Genomic DNA, 24513 nt, shown 5'->3' with positions numbered 1-24513 from the left:
TTAAATATTGTCATTCCTTCTGTTTGTATTATGATATAAACCCGTCCCTTGAAATGTTACCCCCTATTTTATTTTTTTATAAAAAACATTCATCTTTTAATTATTCAATAGCTCCGTAAAAAAACCATTATCTTTGTTTCCTTGTTCTTAGTAGACAGTAAGACAAGTACTAAAAGATATATATGGGAAAAACGAAGATATACGACACCGCCATAAAACAAGAGACCGCCGTATTGGTATCAGTCATCACACCCGACATTTCGGAAGAAACTGCGCAGGAATATTTAGAGGAATTACAGTTTTTGGTAGAGACTGCAGGAGGAGATACAAGAGGTGTATTCACTCAAAAATTAGCGAAACCAGAGCATGCTACATTTGTCGGTACTGGCAAGCTGCAGGAAATAAAAGAATATGTAGAAGCCGAGGATATTGATATGATTGTCTTTGATGACGAGCTAACTCCTTCTCAACTGCGGAATATTGAAAAAGAATTGAAGCGTAAGATATTGGACCGCTCCAGTCTGATCCTGGATATTTTTGCCAAACACGCACAGACAGCTCAAGCGAAGACACAAGTGGAGTTGGCTCAGCTGCAATATCTATTGCCCCGTCTAACCCGGATGTGGACCCACTTGGAACGCCAACGAGGTGGTATCGGTATGCGTGGTCCTGGTGAGTCACAGATAGAGACCGATAGACGGATTATTTTAAATAAGATCTCTCTGCTAAAAGAACGCTTAAAAGTCATCGATAAACAGAATGAGACCCAACGCAAGAATCGCGGCGAAATGATCCGTGTGGCGTTAGTGGGGTATACCAACGTGGGCAAATCGACTATTCTCAACATGATATCCAAAGCGGATGTCCTGATTGAGAACAAGCTCTTTGCAACATTAGATACAACAGTGCGCAAGGTGGTCATCGACAACCTTCCTTTTTTACTGTCCGATACAGTTGGTTTTATCCGTAAGCTACCGCATCACCTGGTCGAATCCTTCAAATCCACATTAGATGAAGTTCGCGAAGCTGATGTGCTGATCCATGTCGTTGACATCTCTCACCCCGACTTTGAGCATCATATCATTGCAGTCAATGAGACCTTGAAAGACATCAATGCGTTGGACAAACCGACAATTACCGTGTTCAATAAAATCGACATGTTCAAGCCTGCGGTAGAATTTGACGAGAACGGAGAAGAAATAAAAGTAACATTAAACGACTTTAAGAACTCCTGGATGGCCAAGAACTCCGATCCAGCGATTTTCCTATCAGCGACTAACAAAACGAATATAGAGGAATTCAAAGAGAAGCTCTACGAAGTCATTTCAGACTTACATAACAAACGATATCCGTATAATAATTTGCTATATTAGGTTATAGAGTTATAAGAGTTAAGAAGTTATATAGGTATGGTAAAGTCACATAAGGATTTAAAAGTTTGGGAGGAGAGCATGCTTCTTGTAAAAGATGTATACGAAATGACCAATTCTTTTCCTCCAGACGAGCGTTTTACTTTAGGTCAGCAAATGCGACGCTCAGCAATTTCTATACCTTCCAATATAGCCGAGGGGGCTGGGAGACGCGGGAACAAAGAGTGGGTTCGATTTATCTACATATCATTGGGTTCTCTTTCAGAACTCGAAACCCAAATTGATATAGCCAAAATGCTAGGCTTCATAGAGGAAAATAAAATCATTATAGACAGAGTTACGTTCATACGAATTATGGCGACAAAGTTGATAGCTAGTCTAGACAACTCAACAACATAACTTTCATAACCTCTATAACTGTCATCACTTTACAATGAACAAAAAAGTACAATTCACCGACTGGGGCTTGGTAGACTACCAAGAGGCATGGGACAGGCAAGAGAAAATCTTTGCGGACACATTGGCTATTAAGCATGACAATCGGGTCAACGATACCAAACACCCTACCCCCAATCATCTTATATTCACAGAGCACCCTCATGTGTATACGCTGGGAAAGAGTGGACATCCAGAATACCTCTTACTGGATGAGGAGGAACTTAAAGCAAAAGACGCTAGATTCTATAAAATAAACCGCGGTGGAGATATCACCTATCACGGTCCTGGACAGATTGTCGGTTATCCGATCTTAGACTTGGACAACTTTTTCACCGACATCCACCTCTACCTGCGCACTTTGGAAGAAGCCATTATACTGACATTGGCCGATTACGGAATACAAGCCGGACGGTACGACGGTTTTACAGGCGTATGGCTTGATGCGGACAATGATAAAGCCCGTAAAATATGTGCGATGGGCGTACGAGCTTCCCGCTGGGTCACCATGCACGGTTTTGCCTTCAATGTCAACGCCGATCTCGAATACTTTGGCAACATCATCCCCTGCGGTATTGATGACAAGGATGTAACCTCCATGGAGCGAGAGCTGGGACGTAAACTCGACATGAGTGAGGTCAAGGATAAACTTAAACAACACATCGCTGACCTGTTCCATATGGAACTGCAGGATTAGAACAAAAAAAGGCACCCGTAACGGTGCCTTTCGCGTTGAAATATATTGATTTTTAAAAGTTGAACATTATTCAAGATGTTCTATTGTATCACCTCAATTCCAAAGCCATAATCTGTCAGCACTTGCGTATTCACCAGCGTATTACTATTGAGATCAAACTCGTAATAGCTCGTTTCCACGGTTGGAGTGCTCTGGCTCATGCTCGTCAGGTAATAGGTCTTGTCACACTCGCGATAAGCCGCTGAATAAAACTCCGTATTGATTGCTGCATTGATCGCCAATAGGGTGGTATGGGTTCCCGTATTAGGATTTATCTTTACCAACGAAAATCCGTTGGCATCCCTTTTTAGGGCGATTAAGCCAAGGCTCTGCGAATACTTTACTCCATAAAAAGCCACCCAATCATTAGCCTGTGAAAACGATGGATATAGATCGATATGACTTGCGGTATTCGTAGCCGTATTGACTGTAATCAAATTAGTTCCGGATAAGAAATAAAGCTTGTCAACACCATTACTGGTCGACGACATACTCTCATTTGCGAAGAAACTATGATTATCAAAAGTCCTATCCGCTACTGGTATAGGTAGTGCAGCACCCGTCGTACCGTTTTGCATATTGAAGCTATTTATCATATAATGCTCCCCTACTCCTGAAGAGGCATAGCTCTGATCCACTGCTATCACATAAGCATTCCCGTTACTGAGCGCTGGTGCAGCAAAGTTGGTTTGTACCGCATAGGCTTGTCCTACTCCAGTATTCACATCAAATTTAAGATAGGCTTCTGCACGTGATATCAACATACCATGTACCCCTGTAGCCTTATTGTAAAAAGAGCCATTAGTTGGAAGTTCAAAGGTAAGCCTATGGTCCGTGCCCACGGTACCCAAGAGCGATCCCGACGATGGATTCAGTCCGTTGACCGCAAACTTATTGTAAGCAACACTGGCCTGATAACTGCCATCAAAAGCCACGCGGAGCATAACCAGATTGTTCAGCACACACGCATCAGCTGGTTGCTCGGGCTCTACCCCTTCGTTAGAGCATCCCACGGATGCCATACCCAATAAGAGTATTAAAATAGAGTTCAATGTAAATCTTTTCATGTCATTTAATTGTTGGTTCAGTTAGATATCAACAGTACTCCGTGATTGTTACCCCTCTGTTCCATTTTATTAAAAAAATAAAAAGACCTTTCCTATCATCCCCCCTCCTTCAATAGCCCTCTTTTCCCTTCAATGAATAAAGGCACCCCAGAGAGGTGCCTTTATTTTGAACCAGTTATTCCAATGTAGGATTAAAAGTTCCTCCCCAATCTTTGTTTTGCAACAATTTGGGATTTTTATCAATCGATGTCTGTAAAATAGGAAAGAAGTAATAACTGTCTGGTACGATATTCTCCTTTGCTCCGGTGTTAGGTACCTGTCTCAGGACATATTTAAACTGATTCTCCTGCAGTTGATAGGTTTTAGCCAGTCCTCCCGCAACCGTCAGATCCATTTCTGTTCCGTCCGTATTGATGGCGATCGCTTCCACCCCGTATTTTGTCTTATTATGCAGCACGTCCAATCTCCTCATTCTTCTCAGATCCCAGAATCGATGTCCCTCAAAACAGAACTCAATATTTCTTTCTGCCAAGATTGCATCTCTAAGATCAGCCTTGTCAACTGCTTTTATTCCGTACAAGCCATCATTACCAACCTCTATTCCTGCACGCATCCGTATTTCTTTCAAAATATCCATTGCAGTATTGAAGTCACCAGTCTCATTGGCCGCTTCTGCATAGTTCAACATGACCTCAGCAAAACGCATTACCACATAATCCACGTCATACTGCGTCTGCACCTCCGTCTGTTTCAGCGATAACTTGGAGTTCTTGAGGATAAAAAAGCCACTATATCTATTCAGGTTCTCTGACGGCGTATTGGCCTTTGGATTCACACCAAAGTCATCCAGTGCTGGAGCCACGCCTACCGAAGTATACTGACGCTTGCCTGCCTTGCCCGACACTTCATAGATCTTACCGTTCCAGACAATGGACTTATCAAAACGGGGATCTCTATTCTCCCAATACGACTGTAAAAACTGTTCATCTGTTTTAAAATAGGTACTCGTAGGGTCATTGTACAACTTGCCATCCTTCATCGGAAAAGCTTTCACAAATTCCCAAGAAGGCACAGCTGCCGCCGGCCCCCTACTTTCTGACCCTGGGCGTACCCCATTATCCCAATTGGCCACTTTATTTGGATACTTGTTGATTACTGCAAATACGACTTCGGGTCCCTTCTCCTGTAAGGCAATATTCTGATAATCTGGCGTCAACGCATAGCCGTCAGCCTTCAAACGATCATAAGCCGCTTTATTGGCAGTATAGGCTTCTGCCCAATAAGCATTCCCGAAAGGGTTACTGGGATTGAACTGCGGAGACGCCTTATACAACAGTACCTTAGCTTTAAAAGCTATCGCAAAGTTACCGTCAATTTTCCCATAGTTATCACTGCTTTTGGCAATTACTTTCGGCAACAGGGCCGTAGCCTCATCCAGGTCTTTGATCATCAGATCAAAACATTCTTTGGTACTGTTACGGGTGACCTGTAGGTCATCCTTAGAGCGATCCTGAGGTGTGGTAATATAGGGAACCCCACCATGATGCTTCACCATATCAAAATACAGGTATGCCCGCATAAAAAGCAACTGTCCCAAGGCGTCATTCTTCACCTCCGCAACCAGTCCCGTCCCCTCATTGATCTTATGAATAGCCGTATTAATTTTACGTATATTAGTATAGTTCCAAGACTTGAATGTGGTATCATTTACGGTCACCGCATCCAAGGGGAAATTAATTCCGATCAATTGCTCCGAATACCTATCCGCACTAACTGACCAATTACCAAAAACCCCATACAGATTGGCCAAGTAGGCATTCACAAGATTCGGATCATTCCATACCTTATCCTCATCCAGCGAGTTCAAGTCATCAATATCGAGTACATTTTTACAAGAGGCAATAGTTAGAAACGATGCTATAATTATATAAAATATCTTCTTCATTGTCGTTCACATTTAAAATTTAACATCAATACCTACCGCATACGTTTTCATGACCGGATAAGAATCATACATTTTCTGCTCCGGATCGTGGAATTCGGTCATCTTAGAGAAGACGAATAGATTCGTCCCATTAAAGAAAACATTCACCCCTTTAATCTTCATACGATCTGTTATTGCCAGAGGTAGACTATAAGAGACATTCAAATCACGAAGACGAAGATAAGCCCCATTACGGATCCAGAAAGAAGAAGCATTAGTTCCTGATTCGACCCAATTGGCACCTACCGCACGCGGATATTTGGCTCCTGGATTTTCGGCAGTCCATACATCATCTGCCCATATCGGATAGTACGGTCTAAACCCACCTCCATGCTGACGCATACCAGGCCCATCCAGATTACTGATAATACGATCATAAGCCAATACCCCTTGGAACAATGCCGACACCGAGATTCCTTTCCACGACCCATTCAGACCAAAGCCATAGTTGATCCGTGGTGTATTATTTTCAGACAATAAGACCATATCATTGTCATCAATCTTTCCGTCTGGTCCGCCCGAGTAATTTGACCCGCGCTGATCTTTGTACAGGATCATTCCCAGGTAAGGATCCCTTCCATATGTTTTAAATCCCTGTGTTTTCAGTGCGTCCAATTGTTCTTGGGTACGTACGATGTCCACAGCCTCGAGTCCCACGATTCTATTCTCCGCACGACCCACTCTAGATCTGAAATTTTGAACACCACCGGCCCCATAAGAAGGCTCCTCATCATAGATATCCCACCTATCTTTTGCATAGCCCATGTTTGCTGTGATACCATAGGATACCTCACCAATCCGGTCATTCCAATTCAGTGATACTTCCCCACCTCGATAACTCCGGGCCGCATAGTTTTCAGGTGCCAGTTCACGCCCATACGTGTCCGGCAAAGCATTCTGCCTACGACCGAGAATATCGGTCTCCTTACGCACAAATCCATCCAATGAACCGCTAAGCCTACTGTTTAACATCGCAAAATCTATCCCGAGGTTATAACTTTTAGAAGTCGTCCAGGTCAGATTTTGCGTCGGATTATTTCCATAAGCAATCCCGTTGTAATAACGGTCTCCGAATACAGAGCCACCACTTGGCGTATACTTCTCCCGATACAGGAACTGTCCAATTCGCTTAGCCTCAACATTCAAATCATTCCCCGTCGAACCATAAGAAGCTCGCAGTTTCAGGTCATTCACCGTATTTTTTAAATCAGCAAAGAAGCTTTCTTCCGACACACGCCAAGCTGCCGACATGGATGGAAAAAATCCCCAACGCTTGTCATTTGGAAATAATGGCGAACCGTCATATCTAAAAGAAAACTCTGCAATATATCGATCGGCAAAGTTATAATTTGCACGTCCAATTATCCCTCTGCGCGAATCCACTGTTTCTTTTGCCGTCGTCGACCTAAAATTACGATCCGTTGGATAGATAAACATCTGATCTAAACTTACAATCGGGCTCTCTGCGCGAGAATTGATAAAAGTGCCGCCCTCCTTGAACTGCTCATATACCAATACGGCATCGATACCATGTTTATTAAATTTACGGCTATAGTTCAAAAACCAGTTGACCTGATATTGCCAGGTTCGCTCTGGTGTGTAATCCATAAAAGGCTGCGCCTGACTGAAGGTGAATACATTGATTTTATCCTCCGAAGGCGGAGCTGGAATAAATCTATTTCCGTTAGGATCTAAAGAAGTAAAAGTATAGTTCTTCTGGAATGTCATAAACTGTTTTTTCATATAGTCTTCCGCGACGTACGAACCAACCACTTTTGTTGACAATCCTTCGATCAATTTATCCAACTTATAATTCAGCGTAAGAATCGGATTCACCTGTCTGACTTTACGATTAACGTAGCGATCTCCAATAACCTGATCGATCACATTCCAAGCCTGCCAAGACCCCATCGGTGTCTGCACCGGATATTCGGTAGGCGTATTGCTTGGTGTTCCATCAGCATTTAGATAAAACGGATACATCTTCGGCCAGTTGAACGTCACCCGATAAAAATCTGCCACATCAAAATCGTCATCATCAGCCGACGTACTAAACGGCCAAAAGAAACGATCAGAATTCGTCTGGTTCATGGCAACATTCACATCCACACTAAAGTCATCCGAAAGCTGCGCACTGATATTGCTTCGCAGATTGAACTTTTCATGCTCCAATGTCTTATAGGATCCCAGTTCTTTACGATAGCTCACCAGATTATAATAGGTGATTTTATCGCCCCCACCATTCACTGAGATAGACTGTCGGTGACTGAAAGGATTACGCCATATCACATCATTGACACTATATTTCTTGTCCAGAAAGTAGTCAAACTCTTCCTTTCCATTCGGTGCGACAAAAGGATTCTTACGATCCCCCTGCTCCCAGTTAAACTGAGCAACCCTATTTTGATAGGTCAGCTCATCGGCAGCAGTCGTAATGTCCGCTAGCAACGTCTGTGTGGGCGCACTGAAGTTATAACTACTCTGCACATTGAATACCGGCGCTTGATTCGTCCCCTTTTTAGTCGTCACGACAACAACCCCATTACCCGCTCTCGTTCCATATACAGCGGCCGTTGCCGCATCTTTCAAGAAACTCATCTGATCCACTTCATTCGCTTCGAGCGCATCAAAAGCAGCCTTATCCCTCACGATACCATCGATAACATACAGAGGTTCCGCAAAACTGCCCCGTATACGCAGGCTTGATGATGCGCCAGCCATTCCCGATGTGTTGGTCACATTTACACCAGGTGCACGTCCAGCCAGTGTATTTGACAGATTCGACGGCGCGATATTCTTCAGTTGATCCGCATTTACCGAACTTATCGGACCTGTCAAGTTAGCTTTACGCTGCCGTCCGTACCCCACCACGACCACTTCATCCAAAGCATCGATCTCTTCTTCCAGGGTAATCTGCACCCCATCCATCTTATCTACAGTCACAAGCTGCGTCTTAAACCCAAAGTACCGTACCTCAATAACATCCCCCAGCTTACCAGCCACAGCAAAATCACCTGTTACAGAAGAGGCCGTCGACTTGCCTCCCTGTATGGCTACCGTAGCTCCAGATATCGGGTTGCCCTGAGCATCCACTACACGGCCAGAGATCGGCTTCTGCAACTTAGTAGTAGCAGTCGACCGTTCATCTCTTTTTATCACTACTGTGTTATCGTGTATGGTAAAGATCAAGTTACGTTCGCCCAATACCTTCAGAAGCGACTGGTCCAAGGTTTCATCCTTAACGCTTACGGAAGTTCGCTCGGCAGCCAACAATCCGTGCTCATACACAAAACGTACCCCTGTCTGTTTGGATATTGCACCCAAAACCTGCTCAACTTTACCGTTTTTAACATTTAACGTTACCTGACCATTGGTCGTAGCGAAGCTAGTGAACATTGAGGTTACTAAAATTAAACCTGTCAATTTCATCTTAATCAGCGTTTTCAAAAACCGTCTTTCCCTCTTGGTCAGGGACACGTCGATTTTTGAATATTTTTTAATATTCATAAATTTGTAAAGAATTTAATGGTTTATAACAAATTTGAATTCATCTTTAGCGGAGGTATGGCAGTACCTTCGCTTAGTTTTTCAATCGGTAGTGTTTTCTATCTCATATAGCGCCCTCCATGTTTTAGGTTTATTATCTTACAATTAGTTTATTCCCATCTATTAGATACTGATATCCAGTAAGGTCTTTCAGCACAGCACACACTCTCCCGAGCGTCACATTACGTTCGATACTACCCGAGTATCTTTTCTGCTCCAGTTTACGTTCGACATCCAGATCCACACCATACCATCGTTTCACCTCTTCCAGAATCGTTTCGATATCCTTATTATTGAAATTAAAGAATCCATCTTTTATACCCAGCGCGTCCTCTAGATGGCTTGATACCCCAGCATGCAGTTTTCCCTCGATTACATCTGCCTGATATCCCGCTTCTATAACCGCCTCACCATGTTCGGCTGTCAACTGCAGTCGTCCTTCTGTCAACAATACCTGTGGTTCTTTATTATCATAATTATTGACCGAAAAAGCTGTCCCCAGAGCACGTACTTGCAAGCCGTCTACCTCTACGATAAAAGGTCGCACTGTGTCTTTAGCGACCTCGAAAAAAGCCTCTCCTTTGAGCCTTATCCGACGCTCTGCCGAAGAAAATGCTGCTGAATATTCGACTTCAGATTCTGGACTAAGCCATACTTTGGTCCCATCCAATAAGACAATAGAATACGATGATCGAGTCGGTGTAATAATCTTATGTCTACGGTTACCTGCATCCGGCGTGCTCGGCCGCTGTCCCAGCTCCTTCCTTCCCAGCCGTTGAAAAAGCTTACCATCGACCTCAAAGATTGCTTGTTCGTCATTGGGGAGGACGTCATTTTTTTGCCCGTAAACCTTATCTTCAACAATATAGCTGAGCTGCTCACTGCTGGTATACCACCACAGTCCCAATAGTAAAACAGCAACCAGTGCTGCAGCCACAGATGTATACATCTTCCAATAGGATTGGAAAACAGCAGAGGGCTTTACCTCTTTAGAAACAGCCGTTTGAAACCGCTCCCATTCGTTATCGGAATCTATATTCCTTAAATCCACTGGAGTTTCGATTGCCCCTTTTTCCACTATATGCTGCAGATAGGCCTTGCCCGCTGGATATTTTTCCAGTAAGCTGCTCAACAATTCTTCTTGTTCAGCATTTAGACTATCACCTGCAACCAACATAGAGGCAAGCTCGGCAAATATAATTTTATCGGTTTCTATCATAATTTGTAACTAAGTAACTTGAAAATCAAAAAAGGGTGAGCGAAAGTTTATCTTATTCACAATAAAACTTCAACAAACTGACTATTAGATAAATAAAATTTTTAAGAAAGCAACAAGATAAAGAAGAAGTTTGCTTTTCAACAGGCGGAGGGCCCGCTGCCGTTGGCTCTTTACTGTATTTAGACTTATATTCAACAACCTAGCAACCTCTTCATATTTCTTTCCATCAAAATAGATGAGTTTACATACGTGCTGGCATTTATCGGGCAATGTAGAAAGTTCATTGTGAAGAACCCCTATTATTTCGGCACGGATTAAATCAGTGAGTTGATCTGTTTCACTCTCCTCCTCTCCCTTCAACTCAACATGTATCTTCTCTGCAGTGGCTTGTCTTCGCTTATAATTTAGGCATTGGTTTTTGACGGTACTATACAGAAAGCTTTTGATAACCCGCTCAGGACGAGCAAGAATATCCGTTCTATCCATTAAGACAATAAACGCTTCTTGTACTATATCTTTAGCGACTTCTTCAGAGTCTACGAAGGGGTACGCATAAACCGTCAACCGTACAAAATACTCTTTGAAAAGCGTTTCTATTCCCGACATGCCCAATCAATTAAGATTTTCAAAAACTGAACTCGGAGAATGTTTCCAAGACATGCCAAATTATAAATTTTTTATCGATTTCAAGCATCTGATTATCAAATCTGCAAAGGCACACAAGAATCTTTACTGATAACCAATAGGGCTATTCAACTTCCCTTAACAGTAATATACCGACTCGAAGGTTACAGGCAGACCATTTTTGAAGGTGATGGCAAAGAAGCCTGCATCCCCATTGGCGATACGGTAATAGTGGGGGTTCGCAGCCCAATCTACCGTCAGGAGATGTCCAAATTTAGTCACGAAATCTTTCTCGCTATAGCTGCCATCTATAATTTCCTTTCCAAGCACCAAAGCATGCTGCTCCGCAAAGTTAATCGAATACACCGAACCCACCATTTTGTTCTTTGCAGGATAATTCTCTTCAAATGCCAGAATCAAATCTGCCGATCGGTAGAAGAACAACGGTTCCCAACCGCATTCCGGTGAATCGGGAATATCTTTAACTTTTTTCAGATTCAGATCAGCCGCTTCCCTTTCGGAAATCTTACCATCCCAAAGCCTTCTGCCATGTATTAGGTAGTACATAGAAAGCTTACGCATTTCCTTTTCATAAACCTCATAGTCCAGATTCTCGAGCTTAGAGGCTAGAAGGAGCTCAAACTCGATATCCACCTTGGGGTTAGCCTGTCCCGATCGCTCCCAAGACTCTTTGTAATAACGTAGCGCCTGCAACATATCTGCTTTGTTGCTCGACCATCCGATTTCACGCAGACGGCTAGCCGCATTCAGTTCTTCTGTGATATCCTTATCTTTAACTTTCAGATACGCTTTCAAAAGTTCTGAATAGGTCAGTTCCATTCCCAGGTACTTGGCCTGTATATACTCCGGCTGTTCATGAAAATGATCACCTATATATACCCATCCATCATTATACAGTGGATAATAATCCAACAAAGTATGTTCATTGAGCCTAGCCTTACGTACGATCTTACCTTCGGTCGAAGGCTGATTACGCACACGCAGTTCGGCCACCTGCACATAGAGGTGCGGCCCCTGCTGACCTTCAGGTCCCCGGTAGAAATACTGAGCCGGCTCACCAGCAGACGTCTTACTGAACATCCGCGTATCCAGCGGCTGCTTGGCTATATAGCCTACATCGCCATTGCTGACCCTGATTTTGTAATGCGTACGTGTCGAATCCAGCACCGTAATCGATGCTTCGGTACAAAGGACACCTAATATGGAGTTTTTATTGTCCGGTGAAGACAGCAGGTGATCCCATTTCGAAGTATATACCGGCCTCCATTCTTTAGTCTGTGCATTTCCTAAAAACACAGCCAATACGCAGGTTACCATTCCTGCAAAAATTCTTTTACTGATACGCATCATCCGATTATCGGCGAGCCTGCCGATCTTTACTTTTTCTTTTTCTTTTTCTTCTTTTTCTCGTCCTTTCCCTTCTTCTCGAGTATTTCCACTCTCTTCTCCAGTTCCATAATATATAATGTCTGCTCGGTAACTAACTTCAAAAGTGTTTTAAACTCCTTGATAAGTTGGGTCTGTATCCCTACAAATGACATTTCGGCACCGATCATTTTTTGTCCCTGTTGCGCTGATTCCGTGACGTCAACAATAGCTTCTTTCCTCGATTGGTTACGTACCATCTCGCCTTCGCCAAGCAATAGCCATGATGGATTTATTTCAGGATACTTAGAAAATACTTTCAATAACGCATCCGAACTCAAACCTGATTTCTTCTGCTCACCTTTAAAATTAGCATAGGACATCCCCAGGTCCTTAAAAAACTCAATTTTGCTCATCTTCGCGTGTCCTGCAATCAGCAATATACGCTCTTTAACAGTAAGTGATAGATTGTCCATATAATTTGGTTTTTAATAATTAGTCTTTTCTTAGCAGCGATATTTCGCGTTCCAACAGCGCTAATTGTTTCTCCAAAGAGACAATTGTCTTCTCCTGTGATCTAATCGTCACTTCTTGAGAAGATATAACGCGCTGCATAGAATGAATGACCGCATTACTCACCCCCTCCAGCTCTGCATTTAAATAGGTTTCTGCACGATCTTCCGTTTTATTCGCCCCCTGCAACATCTCTCCTTTGCCTGTCAATAACCAATCCGTAGAATACTGCGGATAATTTTCCACCACATTCAACAACCATTTACTTTGAATATCAGTACCATTAGCTAAAGCTCTTGAAAAAACGCCCTTACTCGCACCAATTGCCGCTTCAAAAGCTGTTACACTCATCCCTTCATTATCCGCCAAAATCTTAATTCTCTTCATTAAAGAGCTCATACAAATATATTTTTCGTCAACAACTTTGTTTTGAAGATAATTAATTCTTATATTAGATTTTGAAAGAAGTAAATTATAAACACAAGCGTTAATTACCCAAAACTTACATTATGAAAAATACGTAAAAGAAACTAAAAGCGAAACACTTTAGGTATTTAAATAAAGATACCGTGAAGAATCCGATGATATATCTCGTCGATTTTTTCTCCCATGAATCAGATTTCAATCGATGCCTTGCGGATATAGATACCATCATCAATGCCTCTATAAATAAAAAAATGAGGAGTTCTAAATCGATGTTCTTTGGAGACAACATTATAGAACTCATCCGTCGGGTAGAAATTGCATACGTTATTTACAAAAAGTACAATATCCCAAAACAGAAGGAGCCTTTAGACTTTTTCTACAACCGACAGGATTATGTAAACTTTAGAGAGAACAAATCCATAACCAAAAACAATGAAGAAACACCCTACGACTCCATCAGTAAATTCTTTTCCTTTCAAAGTTTAAAAAAATGGTATGACACACTTGATACCCTGTGGATAAACATGATAGATAGAAGAGAAGAAATCGATATGCACGAAGCTCTAGGCGAAGACTACGTACTCGCAATCAGAGAGCTGTTCATGCGACTGACAATTTCTCTCCACCATATCTACGAAATAGGAGAGTTCCCTAAATATGAAATTAACGATCAGCTCGAAGAGAATGTAGTATCCAAAAACAACAATCAAAACACCAACGCGGCGACTGATTCAAACGACTTGGATACCCAGTCCAGCCCTGAAATCAGGAAACCCCAGATTGGTGACCCTCATAGAGATAGGATCCTAGAGGAGCTTAGAAAGATACTCCTTTACAATGATTTAGAAGGATGGCAGAGTGAATGTCAAATCCTCCATACAAGCATACATACAGAACACGATGACTGGAATGAGGCATTCAAAGAATCCCATCCAGGAACTACCTTTTACTTTTGTGTGTGTATTCATAAAATAATAAAATTCATCGATGAGAATGTGCGGAATATATGTGATCCTGATAAATTTCAATTTAAATCGATTACCACTCTACAATCTTGCCAACAGTTCATTCACGAAGGAAGAGTCATTACATTAAAGTATCTATCTTACTCTGAGATATCACAACCTGAATATTATTTATACCAACTTTTCGAAGAGCTTCCAGGATATGAGTGGGAGGACAAATTGAATGAAATTATAGAAATCTATCTCTCTTTAGATAATAACGAAAGTTTTGAAGGTAATGGAGGCTATTTAAAGTTCTTACAACAGCTCCAAAAATGCATTGAACTCAGCTTCATTATAGCCTTCAAAGATGAAATAGAATTCATAAGTCCAACTGAATCAGAGAAACTAGAAATGTAGCACAAAACAATCACAAACCACACACAACAATGGAAACAAAAACACACAAAATCAAAAAGCTTCGGTATCTCGCTCCAGAATACGCAAGCGAACCCAATCGATTTCTTAAGGAGATTGTACACGGTTGGGGTACCAATTGGTCTCTTAATTTTGGATTTCTATTCAGTTACTCCATGTGCCCCATGTTGGACAGAAACCGTGTCTTCGATTATGGTTTTACCTACCTTCATTTGGCGCAGATGATAGAAGCAGCCTACACTATACTTAAAATGCGGAATTGGCAACCGACATCAAAGAAAAAACTGTTTCAGTATAAAGATATTGGAGAATTAAACGCATTACTATTAGAGAAAGAAAAAGTAGATGCACAACGCATCATCTGCGATTTCTTTGGCTTTATGAGCTTAAGCGGTTGGTACAATTTCCTCGATGAGTTACTTCTATCCAGCGATATCAACAATAAAAGGCAACAGGATTATGAAATTGACCAGGAGCTCCTGATAGCCCGCGAATTCATCCTCCTACTTCCCGATGCTCTTCTACAAATCCACAAAGACAATGTAACCTATTTTCACCCTTAATCTTATTGGACATGACAACAACACTAGAAAGCAATTTTGAGATCATTTTCAAACATCTCACCGTCGACGAGATATTCTTATGGACCTACAACCGCAACGGAATCGTACAAACAATCGTACAAGTACATACGCACAACAAGCAACGCAGCAGCACCCTAAGGGAAAGATGCCAACGTGCACTGCAGCCCATGGAAGACCACTATTTTACCTTCTACAATACCAAAGAAGTACAGTCCAGAATCAACGATGGACTTGGCCGCTTATACCTCAACTGTCAGTCTAGAAACCGGATTTATGTAAATCCCGAACCGATAAATACAGTAATCCTTCCGGTGCTTGGTTCCGACGAGCTTCTTGAGCAAACAAGATCATATATAAAAAGAGAAAAGGACAAAATCACCGCCTTTATGGAAGGATACCATCTTTATTATAGCAAGGAAAACTATCCCAATGCGGCATTTATGCTTCATCAAGCGCTTGAAATATCATTACGCGTAGCACAGAAATTGTTACTAGGTGTCGAGGAGCGCTCGCACTCCCTGAAGCAGAACATAGATTTTTTCAGACCCTATGACCCCGTCTTGAGTACGCTGATCAGCACCAAAGAGGAGGAACTCGCTGTTCATAAATTAACGGAGTCATATACCTGCTCCCGCTACAAGAACAACTTTACGATGGATCTTCAGAAAATCGCGTTCTGCAAAGACATAGCTGACCGAACAATGACTTGGATAGTGGACTACGAACAGGAGCTACTGCAAGAAATAGAGGAAAAGTTTTCATCTATCCAGGAACCTCATCAACAAAGCAACATTATTAAAACCAAAATAGATATGGAAAAGTCAACAAACATCAACAACAACCACCGCGACCTTATCCACAATGCGCTGGAAACCTATGGACAGGTACATGGGCTTTACTGCTTTGCCTATGTGACACGTCAGGACAGTATGTGCAACCTACTGAATGTTCAGCAGTCACACCAGGAGATTCATCATTATTATCTCTTCGCGATTATGTCCAATCAGAACAGACCGATTATGGATCTTCAAAACTGTGTTATGCAGTTACTACCGGAGAAGATTAAAGTGACTTTAATCCAAGAGACACCGGAGCAGGTTGAAAAGAAACTGAAAAAGGGTGATGTATTTCGTACGAACCTAATGCAAGCTGGAGAGTGTTGGTATAGGAATAGGGATAGGGATAGGGAATATATAAAAGATGTAGGAGATCTTGAAATAGAAACTATAGATTGGTTAAAACTGGAAAACAAATGGAAAAATCATCAAAAGAAAGCACACGATTTAAAATATTTACCTAACGAATTTGCCTATGAAGTAGAATATGAAGCCACTATCTTTCTACTAGCTCTCTCGCTAGAACAAATTTGTTTAGGATTATTAAACACTCACCTACGCTATGCCCCACGTAGCACCAACCTAAACTACATGATGGATCTTTGCGAAGCTTTCTATCCCAATTTATGCTCAGTTTTTGTCCGTCACAATAAGCATAATCAAATTTACTTCTCCGCATTAGCAGAAGCTCAAGGCCAATATAAGCACTCCGATTGTTTCTTTGGTGGGGTCACAGAAATAGAAATACTAAACAAAAATATAACACAGTTTTCAGAGGACACAGATTACTTTATGAGAGACTATTTCCAAGAACAAAAACAGCTACAAGAAGTCAATAAAACCGAAAACATCGAACAATGCGCATAATAGAGACTAAAAAGCCTTGGTGTATCTTCGCATCGAGGCTTTTTTTGCAGCATTACACCCACTCTGTTCCCCCTTCTTGAGTAGATTTCTGCACGGGTGTTGATTCGCGGACCACATCTTTCATCAACTTTCCATTACGGATCCGAAAAACTTCCAGTATATCCGCTGCCATAAAAGCCTGACTATTGGACAAATAATCTTCCTTACCACCAGCATGCCATACACGACAACGAACCACCCCTGTTACAACAATCAAACAATTGTCCCAATCTGGCACTGAAAACTCTGTTTCTTTTGCCGGCGGCTCTTTACCTGGAAACACATGAAGTTCCTTCGAGTAGAGAAAGTCAATTTCATCATCCAATTCAAAGGGCACTTTCAAAGCATGATAACGAATGCATAGCGAACTTATCCCCTTATCAGTGCTTGCAACACGCCACAGCTTGTCGTCTAGAATTTTCACTAAAATATCTCTTTGATCCTCTCTATACCGAATCTCCGTTTGCCACGGAACAAGTCCGTAGAAGGTTCGTTTCTTATTCCAACGGAACTCTTTCAAAGTGGAGCTATTACCGTACCCTATCCGTAACTGCCCTAGCTCATGCTCCTCGTCCAGCCGAACGAGTTGACTTACCTTCTTCGTCAAACGATTAAAAACAGATCGGCTGGTCATCTCACGCCAATTTTTTTTACTGTATTGATATATCTTAGAACTCACCCTGCTAGCATAGGTAAAATCCACATTCGCAAGCTTGCTATTTTCACCAAGATTATAGTCTGCACCGCGCTTACGCAATTTTTGGGAAACAACTTCTTTGATAATTTCGTCCATAAAAGAGACAATTGGTTTAAAAAAAACTATAACAAACTTAAAACCTACAAGTTAACAAAAACTAGACAGCAGAACAAATAACACTCACAAAGTCCGTTCAAGTCTCCTTAAGTCTGCTCAAGTCCCCTCAACTCCGTTATAGCTTCGACTACGCTCCGATACACCTCCGTACCATCCTCGGGATTCCTTCGGGACAGCTTCGACTACCCTTCGATGATTCTTCGGTTACGCCTTGGCTCGAAGGCAAACGACAGCCGAAGAACAAGCGACCATAACCCGAACCTGTCTCGAACCTGTGCCCTAGCATTCTCGAAGCATCATGCAAGCACTACCGAAGGGCATAGCGTAAACCAGTACATAAAAAAATGCCTTAGATAATACTTTATCTAAGGCTGTTACATGTATGTTTGTTTTTGTGTGTTCGTATGTCAAAACTAAAATCCGTAAATATCTAACAATGCGGCATCCAACTTGGCTCCCCGCATATTGAAATCTACGATACGCCCTTCTGGATCCAGTAGTATTGCAAAAGGAATACCCTGAATGTTATAAGCTTGAGAAATTTCTCCTTTGAATCCGTTAGGATCGTTGAGCTGTGTCCAGGTCATCTTCTCCTCTTCCATTGCTTTCTTCCAGTGCTCATCCTTTTCATCGATAGAAATGCTGATGATTTTAAAACCGGAGTCCTTATATTTCTCATTGATTTTTACTAAATGTGGGATTTCGCCACGGCAAGGTCCACACCAAGAAGCCCAAAATTCTAACATACAATATTCTCCGTTAGGTACCAGGGATGATATCCTCGCTTTACCACCTTCTGGTGTTAATAACTCAAAGTCTTGGTATTTGGTATGCAAAGCCGTCATTTTAGCCCTTTCGGAGAGTTCCATAAAGCTCGTATAGCGTTCTGTACCGTACCATCCTTTTTTAATGATTTGTTGCAGATCCGTTATCTCTTCTTCAGTCAATTCCACAAACATCCCCAAGAAATTCATTCGCGCTTGGTCATAGGCTACTATCGAGGCTGGATTGCTGTGTATATATTCGAAAGTGGCGGCTTTGATATCCTTTGCAAGAGGTTCCATTGCCTTCGTAAGGCGTATTCCCTCTTCCGTATTATAAATACCATCCATCGTTGGCAGGTGGTACTTTTCCATATATTCTTTATCTAAAGCGGCTATCTGTACTCTTTTCTCTTTTAAAGACTCCTTAAAGGCTGTGTATTCATCTTCCGTTTTGGAACCTCTAACCATAGCTGCCTTTTTTTGCGGAGTATAGTAGTAGGTACTAATGCTATCAATGTGTCCTTCTATTGTAATTGGCGAATTTTCTAAATAAAAATGTGTACTCGTCCAATTTCGAGGTGAAGATTCTTTTCCTTTTGGGGTACGATCGATCACGACACGGTAGTACATGGGCGAAGGCACAGAACCCACAAATTTGAATTTCCCTTTTTTAATCACTGAGCTATCCACCTTAACATCTTCGGCATAATCATTTTTGTACAGATACACCTTGTTACCTTCTGTTTTTCCAGCGATAGTTCCTGTAATTGTATATTTCTCTTGTGCAATGGTAGCAATACTGCATAGAAGTAATGCTGCTGTTATTAATTTGTTCATCTGTATTTTTCTTTTTATTTCTTCGATCAAAAGGCGTCCAAGAAGTAAAGCAGCAAAAAATTTGTAAACTGCACCGTCATTTCGACCTTGTGGAGAAATCTAAAAACTTATAGGAGCTAACTCTTTTTAGTCCATAGATTCCTCCACTACGGTCTGAATGACGTCTACTTTCTTGGTAGACCACTCTCTTCAGTTTAAAAATTCTTTGGCATCCCCGGATTGAGCATCAATACACGTGATGGAATTTCAAACGTGAAACTGTAGTTCGCCGGATCAATACTTAACAGATCTTCATGATCGGAAGACTGTCGTGTAGCTTTTGATCCTAGTCCCAATTTTGCCAGACGTTTCATATCCATCCAACGTGCAGAACTAAATGCCAACTCCCTTCTACGCTCATTAATCACCCAATTCATGACCTCAGCTTTGCTGGACGATACCAATGGCTCATAGGCGTAGTCGGCTATCCGCAAAGCCCTGAGCTCATTAACGATATCCAAGGCACCTCCAAGATCATTATCCTGTACCAGCGCTTCCGCCTGGGTGAGTTTTAACTCGGAAAAACGTATGCCATACATTCCCCAACCGTTCTCTCCACGCATGTAAAGACCATCACCAAGATCATACGCTAGTAACAACAATCTTAGATCATCTCCTTCAAAAAGATGGAGCAGATCATTGGAATAATACACATAATAATTCATGGTATAATCTGTAGCAGTCCTCAACCAAAGCATTTCTGGATCTTCTTCCTGGCTTGGGTACTCATACGCATTATAATCTAGGATTTCGTGTGGTTCCTGCAGCGCTAGTGTTGCATATTTTTTTGCTTCAGGAAAATCTCCCATATACAGATTTACCCGGGATAATATGGCTTGAGCTACGGCCTTATTAATCCGTACTTTGTTCAGCCGATTCGCATCAAGGTAGCCTTCTGCTTCTTTGAGATCATGGACAATCTTATCCATGGTAGCCTGCAAGGTCGAACGATCTGGAGTCTTTGTAGTCACATCCGTATAGGTCACCCAAGGAATACCTGGCAGGCTACCTGCTGTGACTGGATCGTATGCTTTGGTAAAAGCAGTAACAAGTACAAAGTGTGCATTTGCCCGTTCGACAAGAGCTTCCCCCAATAGACGTTTTTTTTGTGCTTCGCTGGCATCGGTTACAGCCATGATATTATTAATAATAATATTGGCGTTATAAATCTGTCGGTATAGCGATCCCCAGATTGCAGGTGTTGCATCATTATCTACATCGATAATTGATTTCCAGAAGTAAGCGTTTGCAATTGGGTCCTGTGCTACCGGAGAATAAGAGGCATTGATATCGTCCGTAGCGTATACCAAATAATCGGGATAACAATTGGTATTGACTGCTGCATTTAATATCCCATTGAATTCCTCAAAACGCTTTGGTATCACAATACCTTTGGGCTCGACATCCAAATATTTATCGCAGGAAGAGAACAAGCTTACTGCGAAAATCAATCCTAATATATATTTAAAGTTCATGTGTTGGTCCATTAAAAATTAGTGTATAAAGAAATACTGTACATCGCCTGCCTCGGCAATGAGCGAGCCCCGGTAGCTCTATTTATGGCATCCGGATCTATACTATTATCACTAAAGGTATACTTGAGTGGATTTTGAATCTGAAAACGAACCATCGTATTAGACAGTTTGAATCTGTTTGTAAAATCTTCCTTTAGCCGATAGGTCAACACGATATCCCGTAACCGTATAAAATCTGCTTTCTTCACGAATTTGTTGGCATACGTATACCCTGTCTTCGCATAGGTATTAAAATAATTGGGTGATCCCACCACCATAAATCCAGGTATATCCGTAGTAGCCTCATCACCAGCCTGCTTCCAATAATTCAATCCTTCTTCTAGGAATGATCTATTGGTGACATAAGGATCCGGAGCCTGCGTACGCATGACATGGCCACCGTAGTACATTAACAGAAAAGATAGATCAAACTGTCCTAAACTAAACTGGTTGTTCAACCCGATCACATGTCTCGGCGCAGTAGTCCCCATATACTGCATATCTTCGATAGTAATCTCCGTATTTCCTCCGCTCGCCGAAGTACTTACCATACGGCGATTGCCGTTCTTATCCATAATTTCGGGCTGCCCTTTCTCATTTAGTCCTACATAGTTATAGGCAAACAATGCACCTATAGGCCTAGTCGCCACATATTCAATCTGTGATACCAAAGGTACCTGAGCCTCAATACCTGTAGGCTGTGCGGTCATTACCTCTTTCACATTATTAAAATTGAAAGAGCCTGTAAGCTGTGTCTTCCACGAGAAACCAGAATGTTGGATATTCGCTGATGTCACTTGCATCTCAAAGCCGTTATTGACAATAGTCGCCGTATTAGCATTGTAGGAGTTGAATCCAGAAGTCGGATCTGAGCTCAATAGACCAATAACATCAGTAGAGTTTTTCCGGTAGTAATCTAAACTTCCTGACAAGCGATATTTCCATAACGCAAAATCCAAACCTACATTGTAGGTGGCTGTTCTCTCCCAACGCATAGAGCTATTTTCTGGTGATAGTACATCGTAATATTTTTCGAACGGAAAATAAGTATAGTTTATATCTGAATTGAGAATAAGGTATTTGCCATTAGCTGATGTTGGTGTATTTCCATTCACGCCATAAGCCGTACGGATTTTCAACAATGAAACCCAATCTAGATCTTTCATAAACTCCTCCTGATGTATACTCCAATTCGCTCCGAGGGAATAAAAAGGTTTGTACCGATATTGTGGATCCGTCCCAAATAAATTGGATTGGTCGGTACGGATACTCCCCGTCAATGCGTAACGGTTCTTGTATAAATAAGTCGCATCGCCATAGAAGGATACAAAACGTCTGTCATCGTAATTTTCACCAAAATAATTTTGGTAACTTACACTAGGTATCGAAGTATTTGGCAATGTGGTATCGAAAGCAGGCTTTTGGCTGGCATTGAATGCCGTAAAGTCGATAGGCGTATATATCAATGTCTGTCCATCATATCCGAATACGGAGGTCAGGTAATTACTATTTTCGATCCGACGAATCTCAGAACCTACAACTCCAGACAGTTGATGGTCTTTAGAAGGACTGCTGTAGTTAAAATTAAACTGTCCTCGTACGGTATAGCTTTTGATAGATTCATTGTCTCTCGATAGCAGGTCTCCCTTTGGAAGTTGGTCAAATATAGGGCGTCCAGTAACAGGGGCCTTGGATGCCCTATAATTCATTAACCGTCGCATATCAAAAAAATCCTCCTGCTTCAGGCTACTGACCAAATTACGTTCATCTTCGTAAGCTCCTCCAAAATCAAAGTCTAACCAAGAGGTGATCTTGGTATTCAATCTCGCCTGAAAGCGGACAGCCGAAGTATTGGTCTTATTGTTTGCCCTAAAGACATCGGCATAGGGGTAATACAACTGATCATAGAGCCCGTTCTCTATGTTCAAATCATTATTACCGGAAATGATACTCGAAAACCGGCTACTGCCACCGAAAGTATTTACGCCCCATATTACTGGTAATGCATCACCATGTTCATCCACTAATCTTTCATAGGGTTGGAAATCGTTGATCCCCACCCGTCGATAAGGACTGTTACTTTTTCGATTTTGATAGGTTCCTTTGAAGTCCAGGTACATCAATCGGTTTAAACTATGTGTTGAGGCAAAGTTTAGCAAAATACGTTTGTTATCCGTCTCGATATAATCACCCCACTCTCCCAGGTAGTTAGCGCCCAAGAGATAGGTATGTTTATCCGATCCTCCGCTCAGGTCAAAATCAATTTGATTGGTCAATGCATTCCTATAGAATAGTTCTTTGTACTGCTGTAGATTATCAAAATCTCCCAAAGCAGCTACCTGTGCGTTCATTTCGGTCTGCGTAATCTTACCTTCTTTGAAATCAAATACCGCCTCATGCACAGGGGTCGACGCCATTAGCTTTCCGGTATATTCCGTCCTTACAGCTGTTTTGTCGATCAAAAGATTGTCCTTTAAGATAGATGCCAATGCTCCTGAACCAGCATAGTTCATGTAGCCAAAGTCCGGACGTGGCTGTATGGCTGTTGTAGCACGTAGATTGAATTTTGTTACGCCCATTTTACCCCGTTTGGTTTCGATAACGATAACCCCATTGGAAGCTCGTGAACCGTAGATGGAAGCTGCAGCAGCATCTTTCAGCACGTTGACCGACACAATATCATTTGGATTGATGTTCTGTATATCGATTTCTGTCGGAAATCCATCCAATACGATCAATGGCTTACGCACCGCATCGAAGGTCGACACGCCACGGATGGAAAGGTCATTGGACTGGGGATTGTAAACCAACCCAGCTAACTTACCTTCGAGGTTCTCCAAGAAATTGCCTGATACGGCAACACGCTGATCATAATCCTCCCGGTTAATATTAGCGACGGCCCCTGTCAATTGAGCATCGGTCAATGCGCGGTAACCTGTCTGTACAGTAACAACCGATTCGTCCAATGCGTATTGTACGGCATCAAGAACGACATGCGACAGATTACTACTGACACTCAACTCTTTGGTGTGATACCCCAACATGGAGATTTCGATATATTTGTCCCCCGGAAGCACGCCGATAGCAAATCGCCCCTGCGCATTGGTAGCAGAAGCCCGAAATGTGCCTTTCACACGTACTGTAGCATTATGAACAGGCGCACCTTCTTTATCAAACACAAACCCGACGATTTCTTTGGTTTGCTGTTGGTTAGCTCCTTTTTTCAGAATGATGGTATTATCGATTATCTCGTATTGGATAGGTAAATCTCCGATCGATGTGCTCAGCACTTCTCGAACGTCCTTCTGCTCAAAACTGACATCTTGAGCCCGCATGGAGCGTATGAGTTCGTCTTCATAAACGAATCTATAACTAGACTGTCGTTCAATTTTCTGAATCAGCTCCTTAAATGATATATTCTTGGCGCTAACATTGATCAACTGTCCATACACAGCAGCCTTAGTCTGCAAAAGTGCAGCTCCAATAAGGACACATACTAAATGGATTTTCATTAGTATTCCTCTTTTGTAA

General features: G+C 42.0%; 18 protein-coding genes. 6 read left to right on the top strand and 12 right to left on the bottom strand.

Annotation, left to right across the window (positions count from 1 at the left end):
• Window positions 1-182: 182 nt before the first annotated feature.
• From hflX to lipB, 3 genes are read left to right on the top strand one after another with little or no spacing between them, the layout of a single operon-like run.
• A complete protein-coding gene (hflX, locus tag M472_RS29280) occupies window positions 183-1373 on the top strand; it encodes a GTPase HflX (RefSeq protein ID WP_021069425.1) in 1191 nt (396 codons plus the stop codon).
• Between the two features lie 36 nt (window positions 1374-1409).
• On the top strand, window positions 1410-1769 hold the full coding sequence (locus M472_RS29275; RefSeq protein WP_021069424.1) for a four helix bundle protein: 360 nt from the start codon (window positions 1410-1412) through the stop codon (window positions 1767-1769).
• Window positions 1770-1803: 34 nt separating this feature from the next.
• Window positions 1804-2502, top strand: coding sequence for a lipoyl(octanoyl) transferase LipB (gene lipB, locus M472_RS29270; RefSeq protein ID WP_021069423.1), 699 nt, complete (start codon window positions 1804-1806; stop codon window positions 2500-2502).
• Between the two features lie 80 nt (window positions 2503-2582).
• Here the strand turns inward: lipB and M472_RS29265 are convergent, their stop codons facing one another.
• The 8 genes from M472_RS29265 to M472_RS44405 all read right to left on the bottom strand — a co-directional run bounded on the left by M472_RS29265 (window position 2583) and on the right by M472_RS44405 (window position 13267).
• Window positions 2583-3608, bottom strand: coding sequence for a hypothetical protein (locus M472_RS29265; RefSeq protein WP_144062657.1), 1026 nt, complete (start codon window positions 3606-3608; stop codon window positions 2583-2585).
• Between the two features lie 175 nt (window positions 3609-3783).
• Entirely contained in the window at window positions 3784-5553 is a 1770-nt protein-coding gene (locus tag M472_RS29260) for a RagB/SusD family nutrient uptake outer membrane protein (protein ID WP_021069421.1), read from the bottom strand.
• Between the two features lie 12 nt (window positions 5554-5565).
• Window positions 5566-9099 (bottom strand): SusC/RagA family TonB-linked outer membrane protein, encoded by a 3534-nt coding sequence (locus tag M472_RS29255; protein ID WP_021069420.1) that lies wholly within the window; start codon window positions 9097-9099, stop codon window positions 5566-5568.
• A 133-nt stretch (window positions 9100-9232) separates the two neighbouring features.
• Window positions 9233-10357, bottom strand: a complete 1125-nt coding sequence (locus tag M472_RS29250) for a FecR family protein (protein WP_021069419.1) — start codon at window positions 10355-10357, stop codon at window positions 9233-9235.
• A gap of 84 nt (window positions 10358-10441) precedes the next feature.
• Window positions 10442-10963 carry an RNA polymerase sigma-70 factor gene (locus M472_RS29245; protein ID WP_021069418.1) on the bottom strand — a complete coding sequence of 174 codons (522 nt, stop codon included), beginning with the start codon at window positions 10961-10963 and terminating at the stop codon, window positions 10442-10444.
• Between the two features lie 156 nt (window positions 10964-11119).
• A complete protein-coding gene (locus M472_RS29240) occupies window positions 11120-12352 on the bottom strand; it encodes an SH3 domain-containing protein (protein ID WP_144062656.1) in 1233 nt (410 codons plus the stop codon).
• 26 nt (window positions 12353-12378) lie between these two features.
• Window positions 12379-12843 carry a hypothetical protein gene (locus M472_RS44410; protein ID WP_021069415.1) on the bottom strand — a complete coding sequence of 155 codons (465 nt, stop codon included), beginning with the start codon at window positions 12841-12843 and terminating at the stop codon, window positions 12379-12381.
• A 19-nt stretch (window positions 12844-12862) separates the two neighbouring features.
• On the bottom strand, window positions 12863-13267 hold the full coding sequence (locus tag M472_RS44405) for a hypothetical protein (protein WP_021069414.1): 405 nt from the start codon (window positions 13265-13267) through the stop codon (window positions 12863-12865).
• A 182-nt stretch (window positions 13268-13449) separates the two neighbouring features.
• On the opposite strand from M472_RS44405, the gene M472_RS29235 reads away from it, so the two are divergent.
• The 3 genes from M472_RS29235 to M472_RS29225 are packed head-to-tail and all read left to right on the top strand — an operon-like array spanning window position 13450 to window position 16975.
• Window positions 13450-14670: a hypothetical protein gene (locus M472_RS29235; protein WP_144062655.1), complete on the top strand. Its 1221-nt coding sequence runs from the start codon at window positions 13450-13452 to the stop codon at window positions 14668-14670.
• A gap of 29 nt (window positions 14671-14699) precedes the next feature.
• A complete protein-coding gene (locus tag M472_RS29230) occupies window positions 14700-15251 on the top strand; it encodes a hypothetical protein (protein ID WP_144062654.1) in 552 nt (183 codons plus the stop codon).
• Between the two features lie 11 nt (window positions 15252-15262).
• A complete protein-coding gene (locus tag M472_RS29225; RefSeq protein WP_021069411.1) occupies window positions 15263-16975 on the top strand; it encodes a HEPN domain-containing protein in 1713 nt (570 codons plus the stop codon).
• Between the two features lie 52 nt (window positions 16976-17027).
• Here the strand turns inward: M472_RS29225 and M472_RS29220 are convergent, their stop codons facing one another.
• The 4 genes from M472_RS29220 to M472_RS29205 form a co-directional block, all read right to left on the bottom strand.
• Window positions 17028-17807 (bottom strand): hypothetical protein, encoded by a 780-nt coding sequence (locus M472_RS29220; RefSeq protein ID WP_021069410.1) that lies wholly within the window; start codon window positions 17805-17807, stop codon window positions 17028-17030.
• 434 nt (window positions 17808-18241) lie between these two features.
• Complete coding sequence (locus M472_RS29215) at window positions 18242-19429, bottom strand: TlpA disulfide reductase family protein (RefSeq protein WP_144062653.1); 1188 nt, start codon at window positions 19427-19429, stop codon at window positions 18242-18244.
• Window positions 19430-19623: 194 nt separating this feature from the next.
• On the bottom strand, window positions 19624-20943 hold the full coding sequence (locus tag M472_RS29210; protein WP_158499879.1) for a RagB/SusD family nutrient uptake outer membrane protein: 1320 nt from the start codon (window positions 20941-20943) through the stop codon (window positions 19624-19626).
• An 11-nt stretch (window positions 20944-20954) separates the two neighbouring features.
• Window positions 20955-24494: a SusC/RagA family TonB-linked outer membrane protein gene (locus M472_RS29205; RefSeq protein WP_021069407.1), complete on the bottom strand. Its 3540-nt coding sequence runs from the start codon at window positions 24492-24494 to the stop codon at window positions 20955-20957.
• Window positions 24495-24513 lie beyond the last annotated feature (19 nt).

The organism is Sphingobacterium paucimobilis HER1398 (genome assembly GCF_000416985.1).
Classification (GTDB): domain Bacteria; phylum Bacteroidota; class Bacteroidia; order Sphingobacteriales; family Sphingobacteriaceae; genus Sphingobacterium; species Sphingobacterium paucimobilis.
This window is presented reverse-complemented; position numbering and strand designations above follow the sequence as displayed.